This is a genomic window from Roseateles sp. P5_B10 (assembly GCF_056400485.1).
The window spans coordinates 1-23,999 of the sequence record NZ_JBFULE010000020.1 but is presented as its reverse complement, the minus strand read 5'-3'; the positions used below and the strand labels follow the sequence as shown (position 1 = coordinate 23,999).

The 23,999-nt window shown below is 67.1% G+C and carries 23 protein-coding genes; 8 read left to right on the top strand and 15 right to left on the bottom strand.

Translation table 11 applies throughout. The annotated features are described in order from the left end of the window. The 3 genes from AC1DU6_RS03120 to rsmA form a co-directional block, all read left to right on the top strand. Positions 1 to 2,254 (top strand): LPS-assembly protein LptD (locus AC1DU6_RS03120; RefSeq protein ID WP_477856056.1); only part of this gene is annotated, 2,254 nt, incomplete at its 5' end. After that, positions 2,251 to 3,561, top strand: a complete 1,311-nt coding sequence (locus AC1DU6_RS03115; RefSeq protein ID WP_477856055.1) for a peptidylprolyl isomerase — start codon at positions 2,251 to 2,253, stop codon at positions 3,559 to 3,561. The genes AC1DU6_RS03120 and AC1DU6_RS03115, both read left to right, overlap by 4 nt. Continuing rightward, positions 3,549 to 4,328, top strand: a complete 780-nt coding sequence (gene rsmA / locus AC1DU6_RS03110; protein ID WP_477856054.1) for a 16S rRNA (adenine(1518)-N(6)/adenine(1519)-N(6))-dimethyltransferase RsmA — start codon at positions 3,549 to 3,551, stop codon at positions 4,326 to 4,328. The genes AC1DU6_RS03115 and rsmA overlap by 13 nt, the downstream gene beginning before the upstream one ends. Before the next feature lie 215 nt (positions 4,329 to 4,543). Here rsmA and AC1DU6_RS03105 read toward each other — a convergent pair whose 3' ends face one another. From AC1DU6_RS03105 to AC1DU6_RS03095, 3 genes are all read right to left on the bottom strand, one after another. Continuing rightward, positions 4,544 to 4,939: a barstar family protein gene (locus tag AC1DU6_RS03105; RefSeq protein ID WP_056200105.1), complete on the bottom strand. Its 396-nt coding sequence runs from the start codon at positions 4,937 to 4,939 to the stop codon at positions 4,544 to 4,546. Between the two features lie 46 nt (positions 4,940 to 4,985). Further along, positions 4,986 to 5,414: a guanyl-specific ribonuclease gene (locus tag AC1DU6_RS03100; RefSeq protein WP_457321200.1), complete on the bottom strand. Its 429-nt coding sequence runs from the start codon at positions 5,412 to 5,414 to the stop codon at positions 4,986 to 4,988. Between the two features lie 243 nt (positions 5,415 to 5,657). After that, positions 5,658 to 7,955: an NADP-dependent malic enzyme gene (locus tag AC1DU6_RS03095; protein WP_477856053.1), complete on the bottom strand. Its 2,298-nt coding sequence runs from the start codon at positions 7,953 to 7,955 to the stop codon at positions 5,658 to 5,660. Between the two features lie 90 nt (positions 7,956 to 8,045). On the opposite strand from AC1DU6_RS03095, the gene thiL reads away from it, so the two are divergent. From thiL to AC1DU6_RS03080, 3 genes are read left to right on the top strand one after another with little or no spacing between them, the layout of a single operon-like run. Next, positions 8,046 to 8,984 carry a thiamine-phosphate kinase gene (gene thiL / locus AC1DU6_RS03090; protein WP_477856052.1) on the top strand — a complete coding sequence of 313 codons (939 nt, stop codon included), beginning with the start codon at positions 8,046 to 8,048 and terminating at the stop codon, positions 8,982 to 8,984. Continuing rightward, positions 8,981 to 9,508 carry a phosphatidylglycerophosphatase A family protein gene (locus AC1DU6_RS03085; protein WP_457321205.1) on the top strand — a complete coding sequence of 176 codons (528 nt, stop codon included), beginning with the start codon at positions 8,981 to 8,983 and terminating at the stop codon, positions 9,506 to 9,508. Before thiL ends, AC1DU6_RS03085 begins: the two co-directional genes overlap by 4 nt. A 2-nt stretch (positions 9,509 to 9,510) precedes the next feature. Further along, on the top strand, positions 9,511 to 10,008 hold the full coding sequence (locus AC1DU6_RS03080) for a CinA family protein (RefSeq protein ID WP_056200091.1): 498 nt from the start codon (positions 9,511 to 9,513) through the stop codon (positions 10,006 to 10,008). Here the strand turns inward: AC1DU6_RS03080 and AC1DU6_RS03075 are convergent. Genes AC1DU6_RS03075 through AC1DU6_RS03035 form a run of 9 tightly spaced genes read right to left on the bottom strand, consistent with a single transcriptional unit; the run spans position 10,005 to position 19,654 of the window. Beyond that, positions 10,005 to 12,398, bottom strand: a complete 2,394-nt coding sequence (locus tag AC1DU6_RS03075) for a bifunctional diguanylate cyclase/phosphodiesterase (RefSeq protein ID WP_477856051.1) — start codon at positions 12,396 to 12,398, stop codon at positions 10,005 to 10,007. The genes AC1DU6_RS03080 and AC1DU6_RS03075 overlap by 4 nt on opposite strands. Before the next feature lie 10 nt (positions 12,399 to 12,408). After that, complete coding sequence (locus AC1DU6_RS03070; protein WP_457321209.1) at positions 12,409 to 12,999, bottom strand: methylamine utilization protein; 591 nt, start codon at positions 12,997 to 12,999, stop codon at positions 12,409 to 12,411. 39 nt (positions 13,000 to 13,038) lie between these two features. Further along, positions 13,039 to 14,109: a DNA polymerase III subunit delta gene (gene holA, locus AC1DU6_RS03065; protein WP_477856050.1), complete on the bottom strand. Its 1,071-nt coding sequence runs from the start codon at positions 14,107 to 14,109 to the stop codon at positions 13,039 to 13,041. Beyond that, positions 14,109 to 14,594 (bottom strand): LPS-assembly lipoprotein LptE, encoded by a 486-nt coding sequence (locus AC1DU6_RS03060; RefSeq protein WP_457321213.1) that lies wholly within the window; start codon positions 14,592 to 14,594, stop codon positions 14,109 to 14,111. Before AC1DU6_RS03060 ends, holA begins: the two co-directional genes overlap by 1 nt. Beyond that, positions 14,594 to 17,224, bottom strand: coding sequence for a leucine--tRNA ligase (gene leuS, locus AC1DU6_RS03055; protein ID WP_477856049.1), 2,631 nt, complete (start codon positions 17,222 to 17,224; stop codon positions 14,594 to 14,596). The genes AC1DU6_RS03060 and leuS overlap by 1 nt, the downstream gene beginning before the upstream one ends. Positions 17,225 to 17,264: 40 nt before the next feature. Then, entirely contained in the window at positions 17,265 to 17,690 is a 426-nt protein-coding gene (locus AC1DU6_RS03050; RefSeq protein ID WP_457321217.1) for an ExbD/TolR family protein, read from the bottom strand. A 2-nt stretch (positions 17,691 to 17,692) separates the two neighbouring features. Then, on the bottom strand, positions 17,693 to 18,337 hold the full coding sequence (locus AC1DU6_RS03045; RefSeq protein WP_056200074.1) for a MotA/TolQ/ExbB proton channel family protein: 645 nt from the start codon (positions 18,335 to 18,337) through the stop codon (positions 17,693 to 17,695). A gap of 1 nt (position 18,338) precedes the next feature. Further along, positions 18,339 to 19,079, bottom strand: a complete 741-nt coding sequence (gene dapB, locus AC1DU6_RS03040; RefSeq protein WP_268795276.1) for a 4-hydroxy-tetrahydrodipicolinate reductase — start codon at positions 19,077 to 19,079, stop codon at positions 18,339 to 18,341. Beyond that, positions 19,076 to 19,654 (bottom strand): outer membrane protein assembly factor BamE, encoded by a 579-nt coding sequence (locus AC1DU6_RS03035; protein WP_457321221.1) that lies wholly within the window; start codon positions 19,652 to 19,654, stop codon positions 19,076 to 19,078. The genes dapB and AC1DU6_RS03035 overlap by 4 nt, the downstream gene beginning before the upstream one ends. Before the next feature lie 113 nt (positions 19,655 to 19,767). Here AC1DU6_RS03035 and fur point away from each other — a divergent pair, with 113 nt between their 5' ends. Then, positions 19,768 to 20,208 carry a ferric iron uptake transcriptional regulator gene (fur, locus tag AC1DU6_RS03030; RefSeq protein WP_477856048.1) on the top strand — a complete coding sequence of 147 codons (441 nt, stop codon included), beginning with the start codon at positions 19,768 to 19,770 and terminating at the stop codon, positions 20,206 to 20,208. Positions 20,209 to 20,231: 23 nt separating this feature from the next. On the opposite strand, the gene hprK is transcribed toward fur, so the two are convergent. The 3 genes from hprK to hpf form a co-directional block, all read right to left on the bottom strand. Further along, positions 20,232 to 21,188, bottom strand: a complete 957-nt coding sequence (hprK, locus tag AC1DU6_RS03025) for an HPr(Ser) kinase/phosphatase (protein ID WP_057298638.1) — start codon at positions 21,186 to 21,188, stop codon at positions 20,232 to 20,234. Between the two features lie 34 nt (positions 21,189 to 21,222). Then, a complete protein-coding gene (locus AC1DU6_RS03020) occupies positions 21,223 to 21,693 on the bottom strand; it encodes a PTS sugar transporter subunit IIA (RefSeq protein ID WP_056200063.1) in 471 nt (156 codons plus the stop codon). 259 nt (positions 21,694 to 21,952) lie between these two features. Further along, positions 21,953 to 22,294, bottom strand: coding sequence for a ribosome hibernation-promoting factor, HPF/YfiA family (gene hpf, locus AC1DU6_RS03015; protein ID WP_056200061.1), 342 nt, complete (start codon positions 22,292 to 22,294; stop codon positions 21,953 to 21,955). Positions 22,295 to 22,714: 420 nt separating this feature from the next. Between hpf and corA the strand changes: the two genes are divergently transcribed. Further along, positions 22,715 to 23,704: a magnesium/cobalt transporter CorA gene (corA, locus tag AC1DU6_RS03010; RefSeq protein WP_056200057.1), complete on the top strand. Its 990-nt coding sequence runs from the start codon at positions 22,715 to 22,717 to the stop codon at positions 23,702 to 23,704. The last annotated feature ends 295 nt before the right edge of the window (positions 23,705 to 23,999 follow it).

The following is a 23,999-nucleotide window of genomic DNA, read 5'->3' as shown; positions in this document are numbered from 1 at the left end:
CGGCAGCCGCGTGCTCGGGCCGGCGTCCAAGACCGGTGCCAAGCCGGCCCTGGTCATCAGCGCCAACAAGGTCTCGGCCCAGCTGGATCAGAAGGCTGAGGGCCTGGGCGATGTCGAGCTGCGCTACGGCGAGCTGGTGCTGAACGCCGACAAGCTGGACTACAGCGTCGTGGACGACCTTGCCCGGGCTGAAGGCCAGGTGCGCATCAACCACAACGGCAATGTCTTCTCCGGCCCGCTGCTGCAGCTCTATGTGAGCCGCTTCGAGGGCGAGTTCCTGACCCCCCGCTTCTTCCTCGCGGCCACGGGCGGCGCCGGCAAGGCCAAGGTGCTGAAATTCCAGGACAGCGAGCACATGAGCGCCACCGAGGGCAGCTACACCAGCTGCCCCGCCGTGGAGGGCCAGGAGCCGGCCTGGCAGATCACGGCCAAGCAGCTGCGCATGGACCTGGCCGCCAACGAAGGCCAGGCCGACGGCGCAGTGCTGCGCTTCCTGGGCATGCCGCTGCTGGCGGCACCCTCCCTGAGCTTCCCGCTCAGCTCGGCGCGCAAGTCGGGCTGGCTGCCGCCGAATCTGTTCCTGGACAACCGCAGCGGCCTCGAGTTCGGCGTGCCCTATTACTGGAACATCGCGCCGCAGCGCGATGCGACCTTCACGCCTTTCATCATGAGCAAGCGCGGCGTGGGCCTGGACAGCGAGTTCCGCTACCTCGAGCCTGACCATGCCGGGCGCATCAACGTCGACCTGCTGCCCGGCGACCGCGTCTTCGGGCGTTCGCGCTGGAGCCTCAAGCTCAACAACGACGGCAATGTGTTTGGCGACTGGCGCTACCGGCTCAAGAGCGAGCGCGTGTCCGATGACGATTACTGGAAGGACATGTCGCGCCGCGTCGAGAGCCAGACGCCGCGCCTGCTGGCCAATGACTTCACGCTGAACCGCCAACGCGAGCTGTCCTGGGGCGTCATCGACACCTATGCCCGCGTGCAGCGCTGGCAGGCTTTGCAGGGCACCGACGTCCCCTCGCAGTTCGATTCGCCGTTCCAGCGCAGCCCGCAGGTCGGCGTTCGCGTGACGACGGCGGCCGATGAGGCGGTGCTCGACAGTTTTCGCCCCTGGGGCCGCAAGGCAAGGCTGGAGGGCGGGCTGGAGCTGGAGTACAACCGTTTCGACCTGCCGGGCTCGGCGCTGGCCGGTCAGCCGCGTGGCGGGCAGCGCGTGCATGCCCTGGGCCACGTCAGCGCACCGCTGGGTGGCGAGGCCTGGTGGTTCATCCCGCGAGCCTCGTTCAATGCGGCCGCCTACGATCTCGACCAGGCCCAGTCCGACGGCCGTCGGCGCATGGGCCGGGTCATTCCGACGCTGAGCATCGACCACGGCTGGGTCTTCGAGCGCGACACGACGCTGTTCGGCCGCGACTACCGGCAAAGCCTCGAGCCGCGGCTGCTCTACGTCAACACGCCCTTCCGCGACCAGGCCAACCTGCCCAACTTCGACGCGGCGGCCAAGGACTTCAACTTCGACTCCATCTACACCGACAACCCCTTCTCGGGCGTGGACCGGGTGTCGGACCTGCATGCACTGAGTGCGGGCGTGACCAGCCGCTGGATCGGCACCAACACGGGCGAGGAGATCCTGCGCCTGGGAGCCGTGCAGCGCTTCCTGTTCCGCGATCAGAAGATCACACCCGACGGCCAGCCTGTCACGCAGCGCTTCTCCGATCTGCTGCTGGCTGCCGCCGCCCACCTGGACGAGAAGTGGTGGGCCGACGGCACGCTGGAGTTCAACCCCGAGACCAACCGTTCGGTGCGATCGGTGCTGCGCGGGCGCTATTCGCCCGGGCCCTACAAGACCGTCAGCGTCGCCTATCGGCTGGCGCGGGGGCAGAGCGAGCAGGTCGAACTGGCCTGGCAATGGCCGATCTACGGTACCCCTGTCACCTCACGCGGTGCCGACAGCAAGGCCTGCGGCGGCGCCTGGTACAGCGCCGGCCGCGTGCAGTACTCGCTGCGCGACCGGCGCCTGACTGATTCGGTCATGGGCTTCGAGTACGACGCCGGTTGCTGGGTGCTGCGCTGGGGCGTCGAGCGGCTGTCCACCGGCCGCGCCGAAACGAACACGCGGCTGATGCTGCAACTGGAGCTCGTCGGCCTGTCACAGCTCGGTTCGAACGCCCTCAAAGTCTTGAAGGACAATGTGCCCGGTTACCGAAGGCTGAGCTCCGACCGCTCACCGAGTTCAGATTTCCAACCATGATCTATCGCCTAGCTCCCCTCTTTCTTGCCGTGACGCTGGCCTTGGCCGCTTTCCAGGCCCAGGCCCAGACGCCCACGCTGCAGCCGGGGGACTACATCGCCGCCGTCGTCAACCAGGACGTCGTCGCCGCCAGTGAGGTCATCCAGCGTACCGAACGCCTGCGCCAGGAAGCCCGCCAGAAGGGCGAGGTCATGCCCGAGACGGCCGGCCTGCGCAAGCAGGCGCTGGAGGCCCTCATCGAGGATCGCGTCCTCGTCACCTACGCCCGCGAGACCGGCCAGAAGATCGACGAGGCCGAGCTGGACCGCGTGGTGGCCAACGTCGCCGCGCAGAACAAGCTGACGATGGCGCAGCTGCGCGATCGCCTGAAGGCCGACGGCACCGACTACAAGAGCTTTCGCGAGAACCTGCGCGACCAGATGATGACGGAGCGCGTGCGCGAGCGCGAAGTGCAGGGACGCATCAAGGTGACGGACGCCGAGATCGACGCCTACCTCGACAAGAAGCGCAATGAACTCGCCAGCGGCGGCATGGTCAACCTCGCCCAGGTGCTCGTGCCGGTGCCCGATGGCGCGCCGGAAAGCGTCGTCACCGAACGCCGCGCCCGTGCTGAAGGCGCCCTGGCGCGCATCAAGGGCGGTGAGGACTTCGCCCGCGTCGCCCGCGAGGTGTCCGAAGACAGCAACAAGGCGCGCGGCGGCGAGATCGGCCTGCGCCTGGCCGATCGGCTGCCCGACGTGTTCGTCAATGCCGTCAAGGGGCTGAAGAGCGGCGAGGTCGCGCCTCAGCTGCTGCGCACCGGCGCGGGCTTTCACGTCCTCAAGGTCATCGAGCGCCAAGGTGGCGCATCCCTGACGCAGGCCGTGCAGACCCATGCCCGGCACATCCTGCTGCGCCCCTCGGCACAGCTGACGGCCGAAGTCGCGGCCCGCCGCCTGGCCGAATTCAAGCGCCAGATCGAGACCGGTTCGGCCAAGTTCGAGCAACTCGCCCGCGCCAATTCCGAGGACGGCAGCGCCCCCGAAGGCGGTGACCTGGGCTGGATGGCTGCCGGCGGTTTTGTGCCGGAATTCGAGGAAGCGATGAACGTGCTGCCGCTGAACGGCATCTCGGGACCGGTCGTGTCGCGCTTCGGCGTGCACCTGATCCAGGTGCTGGAGCGCCGCACGGTCGATGTCGAGATGAAGCAGCTGCGCGACCAGGCCCGCGGCGCACTGCGCGAGCAGAAATACGACGAGGCCTATCAGGAGTGGGTCAAGGATCTGCGGGCGAAGGCGTTTGTTGAAGTGCGCGAGTGGCTCGACTGAGTTCCCACATCCCCCGCAAGCGCTTCGGGCAGCATTTCCTGACCGACAAGGCGCTGATCGAGGCCATCGTCGACCTGATCGATCCGCAGCCGGGCGAGACCCTGGTCGAGATCGGCCCTGGCCTGGGCGCGATGACGCTGCCGCTGCTGGCGCGACACAAGCCGCTGACCGTCATCGAACTGGACCGCGACCTGGCTGCGCGCCTGCGCAAGCGCGACGACGTCGAGGTCATCGAGTCGGACGTGCTCAAGGTCGACTTCAAGGCGCTGGCTGCCACCAAGGGCGCCAAGCTGCGCGTGGTCGGCAACCTGCCCTACAACATCTCCACGCCCATCCTCTTTCACCTGCTGGATGCGGTGGACGACGTCGTCGACCAGCACTTCATGCTGCAGAAGGAAGTGGTGGACCGCATGGCCGCCGCACCGGGCCGCAAGGACTATGGGCGCCTCAGCGTGATGCTGCAGTGGCGCTACGACATTGAATCGGTGCTGGAAGTGCCGCCCGAGGCCTTCGACCCGCCGCCGCGCGTGAACTCGGCCATCGTGCGCATGCAGCCGCTCAGCCAGCCGCCGGCGGTAGACCCGGCCCTGCTGGGGGCCCTTGTCACCAGCGCCTTCTCGCAGCGCCGCAAGCTGCTGCGCCACAGCCTGGGCCATTGGCTGGCCGAGCGTGGTTTCTCGGGCCACTTCGACCTGCAGCGTCGCGCCGAGGAGGTGCCGGTCGACGAATTCGTCGCGCTGGCGCTCGAAGTGCCGCAGCAGAAATGAAAACGGGACCCGAGGGTCCCGTTCTGCTTTAGATAGTTCAGCGCTTCAAGCTGCGCTGAGCCACATCGAGGTATCGAAGGCACTGCACATCATCGGCATGTTCATGCCGAAGTTGGGGTTGCCAACCGTCGCCTTGGCGCTTTTCGGCGCAGGCTTTTCAATAACCGGGGCCACTTCAGTAGCCCGCTCCCATGACCCGTTATCTTGGGAGCGGGCTACTGAAAAGAATAGAAGCACCTGAACGCTATCTTCCTGTCGGCCCAATAGTCGGCCGTGTCTCGGAAGACATCGAGCAATTGCTCTCTCGCCTCGCGGTCGAATCGCACGTTGTCGGGCAACTGCTCCAGCACCACGACAAAGCCTGGCTGGGAGCCGGACTTGTGGACGAGGTCGGTCATGCAGTCATGCAGGGCGTCCAGGTTCTTGCCGAAATGCGCTGGAAACAGGAAGGCCTGCGCGATGCCATCGAGCACGTCCTGCTTGGACTGCGCCTCCGACAGGTTGGCGTACAGGAAATGCTGGCCCGCTTCTTGGGCGGCCTGCATCAAGTCCTCGACCCTGTAGGCCCGTATGGCCTGCACGATATTGGGACGGACGGTCTGCAAAAGCATGGTCGCGTTCCTCCTTTCAAGTCACAAAACTGCTGAACCCTCGACTTCACCGGGCCGCTTGGGCGCGAACGCGCTTGAAGCTGGCATAGTGATCGCCGGTGTAATAACAAATCTCGGGCGCCGTCGGCGGCGTGCCACCGCAGATAAGGCGGCGGGCACCGCGGTTGCGGGCGCCAGGGGTCTTGACCGTGTATTCGCGATAGAAGCCGCGAGCCTTGCGGGGCAGCAGACGCTCGCGATTGCCGAACACCACGCCGTCCTTGGCATAAGGAAACGGGCCACCGGCGAGAACGAGCCGGTGCGTTTCCTGGGCCTGGGCGGGCAGCTCGCTCAGCGAAATTTCAGCCAGAGCGGGCGTTGCGGTGGGGGGCTTATCGCCGACGGCTTCCTTGGCTTGCGCGCCTCCGGCCAAGCCGGAAAGCAGCAGGGCGGTGGTGACCGCCGAGGCGCCGGAGCGCGCCAGCCACGAGAGCAAAAACACGGGTTAACCCTGAACGAGAAACCGTAATGGTACCGAAGCGACCCCAAAAGCTCAAGCTCGGCGCGGGCGCCGGAGTCTGGAATAGGGTCATGTGAGCCAGCACTCACGCGCGTCTAAGTGATTGATTTCACTCGCAGCATGACAGCTGCATGACGCAGTTTTGGGTCGTGAAAACTTCTGTCAATTGGGGGAGTCCGGGCGCTTTTGCCCTGTTCCCCCTTGGAGCCGGTGCCAGGTTCAGGCGCGTGCCGCGTTCGCGTCGGCGACGGTCAGGGCCGTCATGTTGACGATACGGCGCACGGTCGCCGAAGGCGTCAGGATGTGCACCGGCTTGGCCGCGCCGAGCAGCACCGGCCCGATGGCGATGCCGCCGCCGGCGGCCGTCTTCAGCAGGTTGTAGGAGATGTTGGCGGCGTCGATATTGGGCAGCACCAGCAGGTTGGCCTCGCCCGTCAGCGGGCTGGTGGGCATGATCTGCTTGCGGTAGGGGGCGTCTAGCGCGGTATCGCCATGCATCTCGCCGTCGACCTCCAGCCACGGCGCGAGCTGCCGCAGCAGCGCCAGCGTGTCGCGCATCTTTACGGCCGACGGCTTGTCGCTGGTGCCGAAGTTGCTGTGCGACAGCAGGGCGGCCTTCGGCGTCAGGCCGAAGCGGCACATCTCCTGGGCGGCCATGACGGTGATCTCGGCAAGCTGCTCGGCGGTCGGGTCGTAGTTGACGTGGGTGTCCACCAGCATGACCTGGCGGCCCGGCAGGATCAGCCCGTTCATGCAGGCATAGGTCTTCACGCCGGCGCGCTTGCCGATGACCTGGTCGATGTACTGCAGGTGCGTGGCAGTCGTGCCCCAGGTGCCGCAGAGCAGACCATCGACCTCGCCCTTGTGCAGCAGCATGGAGCTGATCAGCGTCAGCCGGCGGCGCATCTCGATCTTGGCAAGCTGCTGGGTGACGCCCTTGCGCTCGGTCATCTGCAGGTAGGTCTGCCAGTAGTCGCGGTAGCGGTCGTCGTGCTCGACGTTGACGACGTCATAGTCGCGGCCCTGCTGCAGGCGCAGGCCGAAGCGCTCGCAGCGCTCGGCGATGACCTGCGGGCGGCCCACCAGCGTCGGGCGCGCCAGGCCTTCGTCGACGACGACCTGTGCGGCGCGCAACACGCGCTCCTCCTCACCCTCGGCGTAGGCAACGCGCTTGTTGGGCGCCCGCTTGGCCGCGGTGAAGATGGGCTTCATCGTGTTGCCCGAGGCGTAGACGAAGCTCTGCAGCTTCTCGCGGTAGGCGTCCCAGTCCTGGATGGGCCGCGCCGCGACGCCGGAGTCGGCAGCCGCCTTGGCGACGGCCGGCGCGATGCGCATCATCAGCCGTGGATCGAAGGGCTTGGGAATCAGGTACTCCGCGCCAAAGCTCAGCGTCGCGCCCACATAGGCTGCGGCCACCACCTCGCTCTGCTCGGCCTGGGCAAGATCAGCAATGGCGTGCACCGCGGCGATCTCCATCTCGACGTTGATCGTCGTCGCGCCCGAGTCCAGTGCGCCGCGGAAGATGTAGGGGAAGCACAGGACGTTGTTGACCTGGTTGGGGTAGTCCGTGCGGCCCGTGGCCATGATGGCGTCGCCGCGCACGGCCTGGACTTCTTCCGGCAGGATTTCCGGCGTCGGATTGGCCAGCGCGAAGATCAGCGGTTGCGCGGCCATGGTCGCGACCATGTCGGCCTTCAGCACGCCGCCGGCCGACAGGCCCAGGAAGACGTCGGCGCCGGCAATCGCCTCGCGCAGGCTGCGCTGCGAGGTCGGCTGCGCGAAGACGGCCTTGTCCGGGTCCATCAGCTCGGTGCGCCCCTCGTAGACGACGCCGGCCAGGTCGGTCACCCAGATGTTCTCGCGCGGCAGCCCGAGCTTGACGAGCAGGCCCAGGCAGGCAAGCGCCGCCGCGCCTGCGCCCGACGTGACGAGCTTGACCTGCTTGATGTCCTTGCCGACGACCTTGAGGCCGTTCAGGAAGGCCGCGCCGACGAYGATGGCGGTGCCATGCTGGTCGTCGTGRAASACGGGGATCTTCATGCGCTCGCGCAGCTTGCGCTCGACATAGAAGCAGTCCGGCGCCTTGATGTCTTCGAGGTTGATGCCGCCGAAGGTGGGCTCCAGCGCGGCGATGCAGTCGACCAGCTTGTCGAGGTCGTTTTCGGCCACCTCGAGGTCAAACACGTCGATGCCGGCGAACTTCTTGAACAGGACGCCCTTGCCCTCCATGACGGGCTTGGACGCCAGCGGCCCGATATTGCCTAGGCCCAGCACGGCCGTGCCGTTGGAGACGACGGCGACCAGGTTGCCGCGCGAGGTGTAGCGGAAGGCATTGGCCGGGTCCGCGACGATCTCTTCGCAGGCCGCAGCCACGCCCGGCGAGTAGGCCAGAGCCAGGTCGTGCTGATTGACGAGCTGCTTGGTCGCCGCGATGGCGATCTTGCCCGGCGTCGGGAACTCGTGGTACTCGAGAGCGGCCTGGCGGAGTTGGGCGCGTTTTTCTTCGGAGCTGGACATGGCGGGATCACAAGGTGCCGACGGGGCTGGAATCATGCCACCCAAGGGCGCGCCGGGCGCTGTGGATGTCCACAAGGTCTAATCGTGACCATGGGCGAATTCGATCTGATCCGGYGCTACTTCCAGCGCCCCGCGGTGGCTGGCGTCGAGGTGGGCGTGGGCGACGACTGCGCCGTGCTCGTGCCCACGCCGGGTGCGCGCTGGCTGGTTTCCAGTGACATGCTGGTCGAGGGCCGGCACTTCCTGTCGACGGTCGATCCGGTGCGCCTCGGCCACAAGGCGCTGGCCGTCAACCTGAGCGACCTGGCCGCCTGCGGTGCGACGCCGCGAGGCTTCACTTTGGCCCTGGCCCTGCCGCGCGTTGACGAAGCCTGGCTGTCCGGTTTCTCGCGCGGCCTGTTGGCTCTGGCCGACGCCCATGCCTGCCCGCTGATCGGCGGCGACACAACGCAGGGGCCGTTGAATCTCTGCATCACCGTCTTCGGCGAGGCGCCGCCGGGGCGGGCCTTGCTGCGCGGCGGCGCGCAAGTGGGTGACGAGATCTGGGTGTCGGGGCGGCTCGGTGATGCGCGGCTGGCGCTGGAGGTGTTCCGTGGCACTGTGGCCGTGGATGGCGCCGGCTTCGAGGAAGTGCGTGCCGCGATGGAGCTGCCAACGCCGCGCGTCGCACTGGGCCAGGCGCTGCGCGGCATCGCGACGGCGGCCATCGACGTGTCAGACGGGCTGCTCGGCGATCTGGGCCACATCCTGGCGGCTTCCCGCGTTGGCGCGCGTCTGGACGTCGATGCGCTGCCCCGCAGCGAGGTGCTGGCTGCGCAGGCGGCCGCCGTGCAGCAGGAATGCCTGCTGGCGGGCGGCGACGACTACGAACTGGTCTTCACCGCGCCAGCCGGTGCGCGGCTGCCCGATGTGGGCGTGGCATTGACGCGCATCGGCGTCATCGAAGCCGAGCCCGGGTTGCGCGTTGTCGACGCGCGCGGCGCAGTGGTTGAGCACGGCCTGCGCTCCTTCGACCACTTCAAGTCATGAGCGGCGCACCGATCCGTCCGACGCCGGCCTTCATGCTGCGCCACCCGGCGCGCTGGATCGCCCTGGGCTTCGGCAGCGGCCTGAGCCCCAAAGCGCCCGGTACCGTCGGCACCCTTTGGGCCTGGCTGGTGTTCTGGGTCATCTCGCCGTGGATGAGCGAGCTGGCCTGGGGCTTGCTGATCGGCATCGGCACGCTGGTGGGCTGGTGGGCCTGCACGCGCACGGCGCGCGACATGAACACGCCGGACCCCGGCTCCATCGTCTGGGACGAGGTGCTGGCCTTCTGGCTCATCCTGTGGCTGATCGCGCCGGTGGGCTGGCTGGGCCAGCTCATTGCCTTCGGCCTGTTCCGCTTCTTCGACGCCGCCAAGCCCGGGCCGGTAGGCTGGGCCGACCGGCTTTTCAAGGGCGAGCGCGGCGCCGCGGTCACCTGGGCGCAGGGCTTCGGCATCCTGTTCGACGATTTCGTCGCGGCCGGCTGTACGCTCGCYGTCATCGCGCTCTACCGCTTTGTGATGGGGTAAGCATGTTTGCCGACGACCTTGAACTGATCGACCGCATCGCCGTGGCGCTGATCCAGCGGCGCGAGCGCATCGGCACGGCGGAGAGCTGCACCGGCGGCCTCATCGCCGCCGCCTGCACCAGCCTGAGCGGCTCCAGCGCGTGGTTCGAGCGCGGCGTCGTCAGCTACAGCAACGAGGCCAAGGCCGAACTGCTGGGCGTGCCCAAGGGCCTGATCGCGCTGCACGGCGCCGTCAGCGCCGAGGTGGCCGAACACATGGCGCGTGGCCTGCTGGCGCACGCGCCCATCGATTGGGCACTGGCCGTCACCGGCGTGGCCGGGCCGACGGGCGGCAGCGAGGCCAAGCCGGTCGGCACCGTTTGGCTGGCCCTGGTGCATGCGGGGCGGCCGGCCCAGGTCTGGCGCGAGAACTTCAGCGGCGACCGCCATGCGGTGCGCTTGCAGACGGTGACGGCGGGTTTGACGGCGCTGTGTGAAGCGCTGGAAGACCGGGACAACTAGCCGAGCTTGGCCATCAGGCTCTCGGCCGTGACGACCGAGATGTCCGGCGGCTGCCAGCTCTTGGCCCAGGCGATGAACTGCTCCTGCGGCATGGGCTTGCTGATGAAGTAGCCCTGGCCTTCGTCGCAGCCCAGGCGGGCCAGCATGGCCCAGGCCTTGAGCGTCTCCAACCCCTCGGCGACGACGGTGAGGCCGAGGTTGTGCGCCAGCTCGATCGTCGAGCGCACGATGCGCGCGTCGTCGAGGTCACGCTCCATGGCCATGACGAAGCTCTTGTCGATCTTGAGCTCATCCACCGGCAGGCGCTTCAGGTAGGCCAGCGACGAATAGCCGGTGCCGAAGTCGTCGATGGACAGCTTGAAGCCCATCGCATGCAGATGCTCCAGTGTGGACAGGGCCCGCTCGGGGTCGTCCATGATGGTGCTCTCGGTGATCTCCAGGCACAGCGAGTCGGCCGACACCTGCAGCGGCGCCAGCATGGCCTCGATCTTGGCCGGTAGGTCCTGGTCCATCAGGTCGCGCGTGGACAGGTTGACCGACAGCCGCAGCGTCAGGCCCGCGTCCGCGGCCTGGCGCGCGAACCTGGCCGCGTTGGACAGCACCCAGGCGCTGAGCAGGCGGATGAAGCCCGTCTGCTCGGCAAAAGGAATGAACTGCATCGGCGGTACCAGGCCGCGCGTCGGGTGCTGCCAGCGCACCAGGGCCTCGGCGCCGAGAATCTTGCCCTGCTGCAGGTCGATCTTGGGCTGCAGGTACAGGCGCAGTTCATCTTTCTCGACGGCGTGGCGGAGCTCGGTCAACAGGGACAGCGACTCCTGGCTGCCGGCGTCCAGCTGGGCGTGGTAGATCAGGCTGCCGCACTGGCGGGCCTTGGCCGCATACATGGCCAGCTCGGCGCGGCCCAGCAGCAGGTTGACCTCACGGCCATGCGCGGGGAAGAGGGCGATGCCGATGCCGGCGCCGAGGTCGATGGTCTCGTTGTCGATCTGCAGCGGACGCTCGAAGTCCTTCAGGATGGCCAGCGCCGCCTCGCTGGCGGCATGGGCGTCCGTGTGCGCCAGCAGCACGGCGAACTCGTCGCCCGACAGCCGCGCGAGCACCGAATGCGCTGGCGCGCACAACGCCTGCAGGCGCTCGGCGACCGACTGCAGCAGGCGGTCGCCCACCTCGTGGCCGAGCACGTCATTGACGTGCTTGAAGCGGTCCAGGTCCAGCATCAGCACGGCACCCGGCGTGTTGCTGTGGGTCAGGTGGTGCTGCAGGAATTCGGCGAAACGCGCGCGGTTGGGCAGCAGCGTCAGCGGGTCGACGTAGGCCAGGTTGTTGACGAGGGCATCGCGGCGGCGGATGCCCTCACGCATGCTCTCCAGCGCCAGGGCCAGCTTGTGCACCTCCTCCAGCCGCGAGGTCGACGGCACGGGCGTGTCGTAGTCGCCGCGCTCCAGCCGGCGCGCCGAGGCCGACAGGGCCGTGATGGGATTGCTGATGCCGCGTGCCAGCAGCACGCTGACGAGGGCGAAGACGACGACGCCCAGCACGGTCAGGCCGAGCAGGACGAGCTGCAACTGCTGATAGGGCGCCAGGGCCGCGTCCAGCGACCGCAACAGCAGCACGCCAAGGGCTTGATCGCCACCGATCAGGGGCACGAAGAGGGCACGCATGCGTYCGCCGGCCAGCTCAACGATGCCGTCGGCTGGAGCCGCCTGACCCAGCGTAGCGCGCAAGGCGTTGACTGCGCTGCCATCGAGGTTGTCGACGGTGGTCTGCCACTGCTTGGTCGGACCTTGCAGCAGCACGACGCCTTGCAGCTCCGACAGCGCCTTGAGATCGTCCAGCACCTCGCGGTCCAGCGCAAAGGCCATCAACACCCAGCCCACCGGTGCCGGCGTGCGCACCTGCACGGCGACCACCTGGTAGACCTTGCTGCCCTGCACGGCCAGGGCCGCGCCATCCTTGCTGTGCACGAGCTGGCCCAGCGCGGCGCCGAAACCGGCCGCGCCGTCGCGGGTGGCGGCAACGAGGTGCTGCTGGTCATCGAAGTAGGCGACGACCGAGGCGCCGACGCGTTCGCCCTGATTGACGAGCGCGTCCTTGATGGTCTCTACGGTGCCGGCCTCGGCCAGCGACAGGCCGACGGTGCTGCGAAAGCCATAGTCCTTGGCCAGCAGCTCGGCCGCGTCGCGCAGCTTGCCGGCGCGTTGGTCGAGCAGGCGGCGCAGCACGCGTTCGCCGGTCTGCAGCTCGCTGGCGAGGGAATCCTCGGCGTTGTGCGTGATGCTGGCGTGGATGGCGCCGAAGCTGACCAGCTGCACGACCAGCAGCAGCGCCAGGAAGAGGGCGACGATGCGCCCCTCGAGGCGGCGCAGGTTCAGCCAGGCTGGCCAGCGCATTGCGGTGGCGTTACTCGGCGAGCGTGAGGGCCACGGGRCCCCCGCCCGCCGGCACTTCGAGCTTGACGCTTTGCAGGTTGGTTGACTTCTGGCCGCCATGCCAGGCCTTGGCGACGTGCTCGCCCACCGGCAGGTCAAACGCCACCTGGCCCTTGTCATCGGTGCGCCCGAAGGTCGGCGTGTCCACCACGACGATGTGGGCGCTCATGCGGTCGTGGATGTTGCAGCCCAGCGTGGCGACCCCCGGCTTGTCGAACACGATGGGCTCGGCCGGCGTGCCCGAGTAGAGCTTGATGTCGATGACCTTGATGGGCGAGAACGAGTAGACGTGATGCCGCACGGCGTCGAAGTTCGGGAAACTGACGGCCGTGCCCGTCTGCACGACGAGGAGCTCGGGTGTGAACTGGCGGTCGCGCTGGCCCATCTCGGCCTTGGTGGTGCTGGTCTTGCCAGTGCGGCCCTTGACCTCGATGGCCACCGCGGCGCCGGCCAGCGGCTGGCCGCCTGGCCCGTGCAACTGCACCGTGACGGGCACGGCGTGGGCCGCCAGCGAACTCAGCGCAAGAGCAGTAGGGACGAGTTTGTGAAGAGACGGCGGCATGACGGCAGGTTTACCGCCCCGACGATAGCCCAATCGGGGTCAACGGGCAGCCAGAACTGCCCCAGTTTTTCCGCTGGCGGCCTCGCCAAGCATCAGGGCCAGGCGGCGCAGCGCGGCCCAGGGGTCGCTGGGCCAGTCGGGGTGGCGCAGGCCTTTGACGAGGCCATCGCAGATCTGGGCAGCCTGCACGAGGGTGCCCGCCTGGGCGGCGTCCAGCCGCGGCGCGATGYGTTCAATGAGACGCTCCTTGGCGCCCCAGACGCGCGCCTCGCGCAGCGCCAATGGCAGCGGCTTGCCGGCGTCCAGCGCGGCGCGCACGCGGGCCAAAGCCCGCGCGTCCTCAGCCAGCGTCCAGTGCACCAGCACGGCGGCCTCGCCCTCGGCCTCCAGGCCGTCCAGCATGCGCAGCATGCGCGGAACAGCGCCCGACAGCACGGCCTCGCTGAGCTTGAAGACGTCGAAGCGCGCCACGTCCAGCACGGCCGCCTCGATCTGCTCCAGCGTCAGCTCGCCCTTGGGGTGCAGCAGGGCGAGCTTTTGCAACTCCTGGTGGGCTGCGAGCAGATTGCCCTCGACGCGGTCGGCGAAGAAGGCCAGGGCTTTCTGCCCATCCTCGCCCTCGGGCACCGACTGCCCCTGCGCGCGCAGGCGTTGGGCCAGCCAGGCGGGCAGCAGGCGTCGCTCCACGGGTTCGACGCGGATGGACGCGCCGTTGCCGTCCAGCGCCATGAACCAGGCGCTGGAGAGCTGGGTCTTGTCCAGCCGCGGCAGCGTGACCAGGGTCAGCACGTCGTCGGGCGCGGCCTGGGCATAGCGCTGCAGGGCCTCGGAGCCCTCCTTGCCGGGCTTGCCGCTGGGGATGCGGATCTCGATGAACTGGCGCTCGGAGAACAGGCTCATGGCCTGCGCGGCGGCCAGCACCGGTGCCCAGTCGAAATAGGCACCGCTGACGATGAAGATCTGCCGCTCGCCGAAGCCATTGGCGCGGGCGGCGGCGCGGATCTGGTCCGCCGCCTCCTGGGCGAGCAGCGGCTCGTCGCCGTGCACGGTGTAGATGCGGGCCAGGCCCTTGGCAAGGTGGGCGCTGAGGCCCTCGGCGCGCAGTTGCATTAGCCTTGGAGCTTCACGGCGGCGAGGCGGCGCATGACTTGCGCTATCGCGTCGGAGTGCATCGCGCCGTACAGGTTGGCAGCCTCCTGCTCCTTGGCCAGCGCCCAGGTCTCGGTGTAGGTCATGTCGCGGGCCAGGCGCAGCTCCACCTTGGGCACCAGCAGCTCGCCCGCCGCCGTGCGGATCAGGTAGTCGAACTGCAGGCGCAGCTGGAACTCACGCACCTGGCCGACGCTGGTGGACGCGACGACGGTGCGGTCGCGGAACTCGCGGGTGGCTTCCAGCACGACCTGGGCGCGAGCCGGGTCGTCCAGCAGTTGCACCGGCGTGCGCTTGATCTGGCGCTTGAGGCCGGCGGCCAGCGGCGATTCCGGCGGGAAGCCGGTCAGCGCCAGGGTCTGGAAGGAGAGCACGGGCTCGTGGCGCAACTCGAAGCCGCAGCCGGCGAGGGCTGCGAGGCTGAACAGAGCGATGCGGCGGTCCATCAGACGACGATGTTGACGAGGCGGCCAGGCACGATGACGACCTTCTTCGGGGCCTTGCCCTCGGCGAACTTGGCGAACTCCTCGGTCGCGAGCGCCGCAGCTTCAATGGCCGCCTTGTCGGCTGAGGCCGGCACCTTGACTGCGCCGCGCAGCTTGCCGTTGACCTGCAACATCAGCTCGATCTCGTCCTGGACCAGGGCCGCCTCATCGACTGTGGGCCAGGGTGCGTCGAGCAAGTCGCCGAGTTCGGCGGCAAAGCCGAGGTCTTGCCAGAGCTGATGGGCGATGTGCGGCGTGGCGGGGTAAAGCACGCGCAGCAGCACCGAGAAGCCGTCGCGCACTGCAGCCGCCTGGCCTTCGGCCTTGAAGCCTTCCAGCGCGTTCAGCAGCTTCATCGCGCCGGAGACGACGGTGTTGTACTGCATGCGCTCGTAGTCGTAGCTGACCTGCTTGAGCACGTTGTGCACCTCGCGGCGCAGCGCCTTGCCGTCGCCGTTCAGCGCGGCGAAGTCCTGGCCGCCTGACTTGATCGCGTCGACATTGCGCGCGCCGAAGTTCCACACACGCTTCAGGAAGCGGTGCGCACCTTCGACGGCCGCGTCGTTCCACTCCAGCGTCTGCTCGGGCGGGCTGGCGAACATGACGAACAGGCGGGCCGTGTCGGCGCCGTACTGGTCGATCAGCGCCTGCGGGTCCACGCCGTTGTTCTTGGACTTGGACATGGTCGTCATCTCGTACTCGAGCGGCGTGCCGTCCTTCTTCAGCTTGGCGCCGGCGATGCCGCCCTTGTCGTCGTGGATGACGTCGATCTCGTGGTCCCAGTAGTAGTCCTTGCCGCCACCCTCGGGCTTGTGGAAGAACGCGCCCTTCAAGACCATGCCCTGGGTCAGCAGCTTCTCGAACGGCTCGCTGATCGTCACCAGGCCGAGGTCGCGCATCGCCTTGGTCCAGAAGCGCGCATACAGCAGGTGCAGGATGGCGTGCTCGATGCCGCCGATGTACTGGTTCATCGGCATCCAGTACTTGGTGCCGTCCGCGACCATGGCCTGGTCGTTGATCGGGTCGCAGTAGCGCATGAAGTACCAGGACGAATCGACGAAGGTGTCCATCGTGTCCGTCTCGCGCTGGGCCGGCTTGCCGCAGCTCGGGCAGCCGACGTTCAGGAAGGCCGCGTGCTTGTTCAGCGGGTTGCCGCTGCCGTCGGGAATCAGGTCGTCGGGCAGCACGACGGGCAGGTCCTTCTCCGGCACCGGCACGACGCCGCAGGTTTCACAGTGAATGATGGGGATGGGGGTGCCCCAGTAGCGCTGGCGGCTGACGCCCCAGTCGCGCAGGCGCCAGGTGGTTTTCTTCTCGCCCAGGCCCTTCTCGGCGAGCAGCTCGGCGACCTTGTTGACGGCGTCCACGTGGCCCAGGCCATCCAGCACGCCGGAGTTGATGCAGCGCGCCTTGGACTTGTCGCCGTACCACTCGGCCCACTTCTTGTCGTCGTAGGCCTGGCCGTCAACGTCGATGACCTGCTTGATGGGCAGGCCGTACTTCAGCGCGAACGCGAAGTCGCGCTCATCGTGCGCCGGCACGCCCATGACGGCGCCGTCGCCGTAGCTCATCAGCACGTAGTTGCCAACCCAGACTTCGACCTGCGCGCCGGTGATGGGGTGGGTGACGAACAGGCCCGTGGGCACGCCCTTCTTGTCCTGCGTGGCCAGCTCGGCCTCGGTGGTTCCGCCGGCCTTGCATTCCTCGATGAAGCGGGCCACCTCAGGCTTGTCTTTGGCTGCAACGGTCGCGAGCGGATGCTCGGGCGCGACGGCGCAGAAGGTCACGCCCATGATGGTGTCGGCGCGAGTCGTGAACACACACAGGCGCCCGCCGCCGCCTTCGATGCTGTGCGGGAAGGCGAAACGCACTCCCTGGCTCTTGCCGATCCAGTTCTCCTGCATCAGCCGCACGCGCTCCGGCCAGCCGCTCAGGTAGTTGGGGTCGGCGGGGTCGGCCACGGCCGACAGCAGCTCCTCGGCGTACTGCGTGATCTTCAGGTAGTAGCCCGGGATCTCACGCTTTTCCACCAGCGCGCCCGAGCGCCAGCCACGGCCGTCGATGACCTGCTCGTTGGCCAGCACCGTCTGGTCCACCGGGTCCCAGTTGACAACTTGAGTGCGGCGCTCGGCGATGCCCTTTTCCAGCATCTTCAGGAACAGCCATTGGTTCCACTTGTAGTAGCTGGGCTGGCAGGTCGCGACCTCGCGGCTCCAGTCGATGGCCAGGCCCATGGCCTGCATCTGGCCCTTCATGTGGGCGATGTTGGAGTAGGTCCACTGCGCGGGCGGCACCTTGCCCTTCATCGCGGCGTTTTCAGCCGGCAGGCCGAAGGCGTCCCAGCCCATGGGCATCAGGACATTGAAGCCCTTCATCCGCAGCTGGCGCGCCAGCATGTCGTTGATCGTGTAGTTGCGCACATGGCCCATGTGCAGCTTGCCCGACGGGTAGGGCAGCATGGAGCAGGCGTAGAAGTGCGGCTTGCTCGCGTCTTCGGTTACGCGGTAGGCATCGCGCTCCGTCCAGTAGGCACGGGCGGCGGCTTCGATCTCGTTCGGGTTGTAGCTGGGCGCTTCGGTCTTGGCGTTCATACGCCAAATTGTATGGGTCGCCCCTCTGGCGACCCTTCGATCACGGTGCTGAAGCGGCGGCCTGGGCGACGAAGGCGATGCGGTTCAATCCCGCGGCCTGCACCCAGCCGATCAGTTCGGCGACCTGGCCATAGGGCACGGCGCGATCAGCGCGCAACTGCACTTCCAGCTGCGCGTTGGCACGGCCGAGTTCGCCGATGCGCTTTTGAAAAGCCATGGCGTCGAGCTCGTCGTCGCCCAGATGCAGCTTGCCGTCCGGCGTGATGGCCACGGCGATGAAGCTCGGCGCGTCGCTGGGCGTCGCAGCTTCGCTCTTGGGCAGGTCCAGGCGCAGCGAGGCGGTCATCAGCGGTGCAGTGATCATGAAGATGACCAGCAGCACCAGCATGACGTCGATCAGCGGCGTCATGTTGATGTCGCTCATCGGGCGAGCGGCGTCAGGCCTTTCAAGTCGCCCGAAGCTCATGATCAATCGTGGTCCAGCAACTCGCGCAGGTCGTGCGCGAAACCTTCGAGGTCGGCCTCGCAGGCCGCAACCAGCTTGCCGAAGACGTTGTAGGCCAACACGGCAGGAATGGCCACGGCCAGACCGGCGGCCGTCATGATCAGCGCCTCGCCGACGGGCCCGGAGATCTTGTCGATGGTGATGTTGCCGGCCGCGGAAATGCTGGCCAGCGCGTGATAGATGCCCCAGACGGTGCCGAACAGGCCCACGAAGGGGGCCGTCGCGCCAACGGAGGCCAGCAGCACCTGGCCGAACTGGAGCTTGGCCAGCACGGCATGCAGCGCGTCGCGCAGGCGGCGGGTCAGGCGGGATTCACGTTTGCCGGCGGCGTCCAGCGTGGCGCTGCGGGTCTCGGCCGTGGCGGCGTCCAGCAGCGGCAGCAACAGGCCTTCGGTGTCGAAGCTCAGCAGCGCACTGCGGCCCTCAGCAACACCGGCCGCGCCCCAGAAGGCCGGCACCGCGCGCACGAGGCCGCGGCGGGCGCGGCGCAGCAGCCAGGCCTTCCACAGGATCAGCGCCCAGGCGCTGACCGACATGGCCAGCAGCAGCAGCGCCACCGCGCGACCGACCAGGTCGCTTTGGGCCCAGAAGTCCGCGAAGCCGCCCATATCAGCCGTTGAATCCGAGGACGTCGTTCATGCCGAACAGGCCGGCCTTCTTGCCGCCGGCCAGAAAGCGCGCGCAGCGCAGGCTGCCCTGGGCATAGATGCCGCGGTTGGTGGCCTTGTGGCTGACCTCGATGCGCTCGCCGATGCCGGCGAACAGGACGGTGTGGTCGCCGATGATGTCACCGCCACGCACGGTGGCGAAGCCGATGGTGGACGGGTCGCGCGCGCCCGTGACGCCTTCGCGGCCATACACGGCGCTAGTCTTCAGGTCGCGGCCCAGGGCGTCGGCGACGACCTGGCCCATCTGCAGGGCCGTGCCGCTGGGGGCATCCACCTTCATGCGGTGGTGGGCCTCGACGATCTCGATGTCATAGCCCTCGTTCAGCGCGCGGGCGGCCATGTCCAGCAGCTTGAGCACGACGTTGACGCCAACGCTCATGTTGGGCGCGAAGACGACGGCGGTGCGCTCGGCGAATCTGGCGATCTCGGCCTTCTGGGCTTCGTCGAAGCCGGTCGTGCCGACCACGGCCTTGACGCCCAGTTCGGCGCAAACAGCCAGATGAGCCAGCGTCGCCTCGGGGCGGGTGAAGTCGATCATCACGTCGGCGCCGGCCAGGCCCGCGCGGACGTCGTCGCCCCTATCCAGCGTGACGTGCAGACTGCAGTCGTCGGCCGCCTCGACGGCCTCGATGAGCATCTTGCCCATGCGCCCGGAGGCGCCCATCACTGCGACCTTGATCACGAGCCCGAACCCGGCTTGGCGTCCAGCGGCGGATAAGTGCGGCCCGGCGCCGGGCCTTCGGCGGCGGCCGTGGGCGCGGCCTCGGTGCTCTTCTTGGGCGGGGGCAGGGCGTCGCGCTCGGCCTCGCTCAATTCCAGCTTCGGGTTCTTGCTGCTCGGCTTGAAGGTGTTGATGGCGGCCACGAAGTCGTTCTCGGCCGGCAGGTCGTCGGGCACATCCAGGGACTTGAGCTTGTCGCCGTCGAACAGGGCCACAACCAGGCGCTGCTGCGGCGCGGCACCCTGGCGGCGGATCGTGAAGACATAGTCCCAGCGCGCCTCGTGGAAGACGTCTGTCAGCAGCGGCGAGCCGAGCAGGTCGCGCACCTGCGCCTTGGGCATGCCGGGCTTGACGCGGGCGACCATCTCCTTGGTCAGCACATTGCCCTGCACGACCTCGACGCGATAGGGCGTCAGCAGGCCCAGCACCTTTTCGCCGGTGACCGACGGCAGGCTTGGCAGGGAATCCCAGGTGGGTAGGTAGGAGCAGCCGCCGAGCAGTGCAAGCAGCGGGAGAGAGGCAAGCAGGGGACGCATCGGGCGGCTGGCTGAAGGGGCAGGAAGGGGACGGGAAGCGCCGGCCGGCAGGCCGGCTGGCTATGATCGGCGGATTCTAGCGGGGCCCTCCCTGGCCTCCTTTGCTCCCCGCCATGCCCTCTTCCGCCAAGAACCAGACCAGCGACATCAAGAACAGCGGCCTCAAGGCGACGCTGCCGCGCATCAAGATCCTCGAGATCTTCCAGCGCGCGGCGCAGCGTCACATGACCGCTGAAGATGTTTACAAGGCTTTGCTTGGCGAGGGCGCCGACATCGGCCTGGCGACGGTCTATCGCGTGCTGCAGCAGTTCGAGCAGGCGGGCCTGTTGAGCCGCAACCATTTCGAGACCGGCAAGGCCGTCTATGAGCTCAACGAGGGCCGCCACCACGACCACCTCGTTTGCCTGAACTGCGGCAAGGTCGAGGAGTTCTTCGACCCCGGCATCGAGGAGCGCCAGCACGCCATCGCGGGCGAACGTGGCTTCCAGCTGCAGGAGCATTCGCTGGCGCTGTACGCGACCTGCCTGAAGACGGACTGCCCGAACCGCAGCTGAGCGCTCCCCTCGGGCGAGGGGCTTCAATCCATCGAGCCGTTGTCGATGGCGCGCTGGTGGCGCTCGACGAACTCCTTGTAGGTGTCGATACCGCGCAGCTGCAGGATGGTGTTGCGCACGGCGGCCTCCACCAGCACGGCCAAGTTGCGGCCCGCGTCCACGGCGATGACGACCTTGCGCACCGGCATGCCCAGCACATCCTCATACAGAGGCTCATAGGGCAGGCGCTCGAAGTCGCGCTCCATCGTCTCCTTGCGCACCAGGTGGACGATGAGCTTGAGGCGCATCTTGCGGCGCACCGCCGTCTCGCCAAAGATGGACTTGATGTCGAGCAGGCCGATGCCTCGTACTTCCAGCAGATTGAGCAGCAGCTCCGGGCAGCGGCCTTCGATGGCGGTCTGGGCGATGCGGAAGAAGTCGACCGCGTCGTCGGCGACCAGGCCATGGCCGCGCGAGATCAGCTCCAGGCCGAGTTCGCTCTTGCCCAGGCCCGATTCGCCGGTCAGCAGCACGCCCAGGCCCAGGATGTCCATGAAGACACCGTGGCGGGTCGTGCGGTTGGCGAACAGCTGGGACAGGTAGCCGCGCACCAGGTCGATGACATGGCCGGCGGATTCGTTGGTGCGGAACAGCGGAATTTCGGCCCGGTCGCACATGGCGACGAGGCGCGGCGGCGGCAGGGTGTCGTCGGCGACGATGATGACCGGCGGCTCCAGCGTGACGATGCGGGAAATGCGCCGGTCCTGAACGTCGGTGCCTTCCTGGTTCAGATAGGCCACCTCACGACGGCCGACGATCTGGACGCGGTAGGGATGGATGTAGTTCAGGTAGCCGACCAGGTCGGCCGCACTCTGCGCATCGCGCACGGCCGCTTCGTCGAAGCGGCGTTCCGGGTGGGCGTGGCCGGCGATCCACTCCCAGCGCAAGGCCTCGCGGTGCTCTTCGAAAAGCCTTTCCGCGCTGATCGAGGTGGGTTTCAAACTAAGGGTTTACGCGAAGCGTCGAAAAGCGGCATCAAGCGACTGATTTCAGCGGCTCCCAGGCCGCAATCAGCTTGTGCAGGGTGGCGGCGTCCGGCTCGGCCTTGAGCTGCTCGCGCAGTTCGCGGTCGGACAGCATCTCGGCGATCTCGGACAGGATCTCCAGATGACGCTGCGTGGCCGCTTCGGGCACGAGCAGGAAGATCAGCAACCCGACGGGTTCGTCATCCGGCGCATCGAAGCCGATGGGCTGGGCCAGCCGCAGCACCGCAGCCAGCGGGTTCTTCAGGCCCTTGACGCGGCCATGCGGGATGGCGACGCCGTGTCCCAGGCCGGTCGAGCCCAGACGCTCGCGGGCGAAGAGGTTGTCGGTGACCAGCGCCCGGCCCATCTGGTGGTGGTTTTCGAACAGCAAGCCTGCATGTTCAAAGGCGCGTTTCTTGCTGGACGCATCCACGTTCACCAACACGTTGTCGGCAGGCAGGATGGCGGCGAGACGGTTCATGGGTTGAGGCCAAGCATCGGGGGCGCCGGATAGGCGCGGCCGTGCCGGGCTGGTGGGTCAATCAGAGCGACAGATTATGGAACCGTGCGTCGTTTTGGGGTGGGCGGTAGCCCCTAGAGACGTGGAAAACACCTCTGACCACCCATGAATGCGGGTTTTTGCGGCACTGCAGCAACAACCGATTGCCGCGAGCAGCCATGGATTGTGCATCGCAAAAACAAAAGCGGCCCGCAGGCCGCCGCGAGATGAGCCAGGGGCTTCAGCGTGCGGGTACCTCGAGGCGCTTGGCCGAGGCGTGGTGATGGTCCTGCACCTTGTCCTTGTGGCGGCAGACCTGACGATCCAGCTTGTCCATCAATTGATCAATGGCGGCGTACAGATCCTCGTGGGATTGCTCGACAAAGATGTCGCGGCCCTTCACATGCAGGGTCACTTCGGCGCGCTGGCGGCGTTCCTTCTCCTTTTGCTTCTCTACGGTCAGCAGGACGTTGATATCAACGACCTGGTCGAAGTGGCGGGTCACACGGTCCAGCTTGGTGAGTACGTACTCGCGCAGAGCGGGCGTGACTTCGAGATGATGGCCACTGATCGTCAGATTCATAAAGCCTCCTTTCAGAGGAATGGGTCGGAAAACAAACCAGAAAACTGAGAAAAAACAGACGAAGGGGGAGGGAGGAGGAGGGTCTTTCGGGTAGCGGAGGTGGGTGGGAGTGGGGAAATCGACGAGTCCAGTTTGCTCGCGAAGCCGCGGCATGACAAGGGGATGACGGTGACCGTTTGTCGGCTGGAGGGCCTCGTTTTCGCGGCTTCTTTCACGTCTTGAGCGGGTGCAATAATCCGCGGCTATTCACCCTACGGAGCCCTTCTTGGACAGCGATCACCCTCGGTGACCGTCCACTCCCGCTGCCGGCCTTCCTGAGGCCCCGCCCGGAGTGAGACGGTTGACCTGAATCCCGCCACCCCGGACGGCGCTGCGCCGTCGTCCTCCGCCAGTCTGGCCAGCGCTGCCAGGAGACGATGCATGCTGAATGTGTTCACGCTGGACAACGGGCGCCTCAAGGGYGGCCTGTTCCAGGAAGAAATCGAAACCGCCGAGGACCTGGCCCAGTCGCGCCCGGTCTGGGTCGACCTGGAAAGCCCGAGCGCCGAGGAGAAGGGCTGGATCCGCGACCGCTTCGGCCTGACCATCCCCGAGGACATCGTCGACGAGGACCTGGAGGAATCGGCGCGCTTCTACGAGGAAGACAACGGCGAGCTGCACATCCGCTCCGACTTCCTCATCGAGGGCGACGAGGGCCCCGACGGCAAGTCGGCGCGCAATGTGCGCGTGGCCTTCATCCTCTTCAACAACATCCTGTTCTCCATCCACAACGAGGACCTGCCGGTGTTCCGCCTGCTGCGGCTGCGCGCGAGGCGCATTCCGGCCTTGATCGAGGACGCCAAGGACGTGCTGCTCAAGCTCTACGACGCCGACGCCGAGTACTCGGCGGACGTGCTGGAGGGCATCTACGACAAGCTTGAGGCCGTCAGCGTTCGCGTGCTGAAGAGCGACGTGACCGACGCCGCCGCCGGCGAGGTGCTGTCGGCCATTGCGCGCGAGGAAGACTTGAACGGCCGCATCCGCCGCAACGTGATGGACACGCGCCGTGCTGTCAGCTTCATGATGCGCAGCCGCATGCTCAACGCCGAGCAGTTCGAGGAATCGCGCCAGATCCTGCGTGACATCGACTCACTCGACTCACACACCGCTTTCCTCTTCGACAAGATCAACTTCCTGATGGATGCGACCGTCGGCTTCATCAACATCAACCAGAACAAGATCATCAAGATCTTCTCGGTGGCCAGCGTCGCCCTGCTGCCGCCGACGCTGATCGCATCGATCTACGGCATGAACTTCAAGAATATGCCGGAACTGGAGTCGAGCTGGGGCTACCCATTCGCCCTCGTGCTGATGCTGTTGTCCGTCGCGGCACCCTTCATCTACTTCCGCCGCAAAGGATGGTTGAAATAGTCCAGGCGCACCTCACACGCGGCTGAAAAAAGGCCTGCGTCGCGTGGACGCAGGCCTTGGTCATAAAAGCGGCCGCAGAACGCCTCGAAGCCAACGAGGGAGGGAGGGAGGAGGAGGAGAACGGCTTCGAGATTGCTGCTCTGAGATCAGAGAGGTTGCGCGACCTAAATTCGTGGTTGAGCGGAGAGTGCGAGCCGAGCCAGGACTCGGGTTTTTACTGGTGTGTAGCCTGAGAGTGGGCACTGAGCGCGAAATTCCAAGGCCGTGTACCGGTTTCCTGTGACGATTGTTGTCC